Annotated in this window: 3 protein-coding genes; 2 read left to right on the top strand and 1 reads right to left on the bottom strand. The window is 60.6% G+C overall.

The features are described from left to right. Nucleotides 1-108 precede the first annotated feature (108 nt). Nucleotides 109-780: a TetR/AcrR family transcriptional regulator gene (locus SGJ19_27570; protein ID MDZ4784025.1), complete on the bottom strand. Its 672-nt coding sequence runs from the start codon at nt 778-780 to the stop codon at nt 109-111. Between the two features lie 227 nt (nt 781-1,007). On the opposite strand from SGJ19_27570, the gene SGJ19_27565 reads away from it, so the two are divergent. Next, nucleotides 1,008-2,171: an efflux RND transporter periplasmic adaptor subunit gene (locus tag SGJ19_27565; protein MDZ4784024.1), complete on the top strand. Its 1,164-nt coding sequence runs from the start codon at nt 1,008-1,010 to the stop codon at nt 2,169-2,171. Nucleotides 2,172-2,312: 141 nt separating this feature from the next. Beyond that, the coding region (locus SGJ19_27560) for an efflux RND transporter permease subunit (GenBank protein MDZ4784023.1) at nt 2,313-2,549 on the top strand (237 nt) is incomplete at its 3' end.

Raw genomic sequence — 2,549 nt, 5'->3', positions numbered from 1 at the left:
CTACCGAGACGACAACTACTTCTTTCTCAAAATCCGCCAGGCTTTCCCCGGAATTGGGTGAAGAACCTTATTTGGGCCACGTTTCCCAGGGGTTGTCACCCCTGGCTATTATCTGCCGCCCCTATCGGGGCTAATCGGCTCGGCAGGGCAATGCGTCAACAAGCCGTGGAACAGCACATTGAAGATTTCGTCGCATTGCTGTGCGAGGGGTTTTTCGCGTCCGGCGAAATAGTTCACGAACATGACGCCGAACAGGAATTTCGTGATCGCTTCCTCGATCTGCGGAACGGGCAAATCGCGCATCATGCCGCCCTGAATCATCTGTCGAAAAACCTCCGCCCATTCGTCTTGCTTGTCGTGGCTTTTCGCGAAGAAGGTCGGCTGTTGTACGCCCCGGAAATGGGCGCGCTCCTGAATCAAGAGTTCAACGACTTCCGGATGTTCGTCGAAGAAGCTGAGGAACGCGTACATCGCGCTCCGCAGTTTTTCCAGCGGGCACTCAATCTCGGCGGACGCTTCTTCGACCGCTTCCACCAGAAATTCATGGGCATGCCGGGCCGTGGCCAGGAACAGTTCTTCCTTGTTGCCGAACTGGCGGTAGACCGTCCCCTTGCCGACGCCCACGCGGTCCGCGATCTCCTGCACGTCCGCCGCGGCATAGCCTTTTTCAGCAAACGTCTGCAAGGCCGCGCACAGAATGTTCGTTCCCCGCTGGGCGTGTGTGGCTTCGTCACATTTCCTGCCCGGCTTGTTGCGCGGGCGATTGCCTGAACCTTCCATTGGGTCCCCGCCTCCTCGTGGACATGTGCGCGATCGAACAAAGCCCCCACCTCTGGGTGATTGCTCCCTGGAGGTGGGGATGTTCGCAGCAGGGTGCTTCGCCGATTGTCCAGATTTCGGCTTGAATCCCCCTGAAAGTATTGTGGACGGACCGGTCCGTCCACAATATATTTTATACGCTGCCGCGGCGGAAGGGTTTCGTTTTCAATCTTTTTTGGGGTTCGTCCATGCGTGGCTTCCAGTGGGGAGTCTTGTCGCTCGCTGTCGCCCTCGCCGGTTGCGGCCAGGCGAATGAATACCAGCAGCCGCCGCCCCCCGCGGTCACAGTCGCTCAGCCGGCGTCCGATAAGGTGGTCGATTACATCGAGTTCACCGGCACGACGCGAGCCGTCGAGGCCATCCGCATTCGCGCCCGGGTGATGGGCTACCTCAAGAGCATCGAATTCACCGACGGCGCCAATGTCGAAGCCGGGCAGTTGCTGTTCGTGATCGAGCCGGAGCCGTTCGAGGCGGCCCTGGCCTTGGCCAAGGCGAATGTGCAAAAGGCGAAAGCGGCGCTCAAACTGGCCGACGCGGATATTCAACGCACGCTGCCGTTGGTGGAGCGAAAAGCGGTCACCGAGGCCGAACTGGACGTCAAAGAGGCCAACCGCGCGACCGCAGAAGCGGAAGTCGCCGCCGCCCAGGCCGTCGTGCGTCAGGCGGAACTGAATCTCGCTTACACCGAGATCAAGGCGCCGATCGCCGGACGCATCGGGCGACACCTGCTCGACGTTGGCAATCTTGTGCAGGCGGAAATGACCGAGCTGGCAACATTGGAAAGTTTCGATCCGATTCATGTGTATTTCAGCGTCAGCGAAGGGGATGTGTTGAGACTGATGAGTCTCTATCGCAGCGGAGCGATCGCCAACTTCCGCGAGAACCCGCCCCCACTGTCGCTGGGCCTGGCCAATGAGGACGCCTTTCCGCACGTCGGGACGCTGGAGTTCGCCGACCTTGGCGTCGACCCGGACACCGGCACGCAAATGCGGCGCGGCGTGTTCCCGAATGCCGACGGGCAACTTGTGCCCGGCCTGTTCGTACGGCTGCGGATGCCGGTAGGCGAACCGGAAAAGCAGCTCCTAGTCAGCGAGCGCGCCATCGGGGCCGATCAGCGCGGCGATTACATCCTGGTCGTGAACAGCGAGAACGAAGTCGAATACCGCCCCGTCAAGCTCGGCATGTTGATCGAAGGCATGTACGTCGTCAAAGACGGCGTCGCGGCGGAAGACTGGGTCGTCGTAAACGGCATGCAATACGCCCGTCCCAAGTCGAAGGTCAGCCCGGAGCGCGCCGAAAAAATGGCCGCCAGAACAGTGAATCCGACCACTGCGGCGGCTGCTCCCCATTGAACCGCAGAGACGCGGAGACGCCGAGGGAGGAAGAAAGTGGCGAGTCATGAAGGAGCGCGCGCAGACCAGTGATCGGCCGCAACTCGCCTGCTACTTCACCTACTTCACCTACTAACTACTACACCTACGTCCTACCTCCCCGTGCTATCTCGCTTCTTCATTGACCGCCCCGTCTTTGCCAACGTCATCGCGTTGGTGACGATGTTGATTGGCGCCGTGGCGTTGTTTGGCTTGCCGATCGAGCAGTATCCGCAGATCACGCCGCCGACGGTGACCGTGAGAGCGGTGTTCCCGGGCGCGAACGCCCAGGTAGTGGCCGACACGGTCGCAGCGCCGATTGAGCAGCAGGTGAACGGCGTCGAGAACATGCTCTACATG

The sequence above is a fragment of the Planctomycetia bacterium genome, from assembly GCA_034440135.1.
Classification (GTDB): domain Bacteria; phylum Planctomycetota; class Planctomycetia; order Pirellulales; family JALHLM01; genus JALHLM01.
Note: the sequence above shows the minus strand (reverse complement) of the source record. Positions and strands in the feature narration are given on the sequence as shown.

What these genes read in the sequence shown, in the direction of transcription:
- SGJ19_27570 (MDZ4784025.1), bottom strand. Translation starts at nt 780, where the DNA reads ATGGAAGGTTCAGGCAATCGCCCGCGCAACAAGCCGGGCAGGAAATGT.
- SGJ19_27565 (MDZ4784024.1), top strand. Translation starts at nt 1,008, where the DNA reads ATGCGTGGCTTCCAGTGGGGAGTCTTGTCGCTCGCTGTCGCCCTCGCC.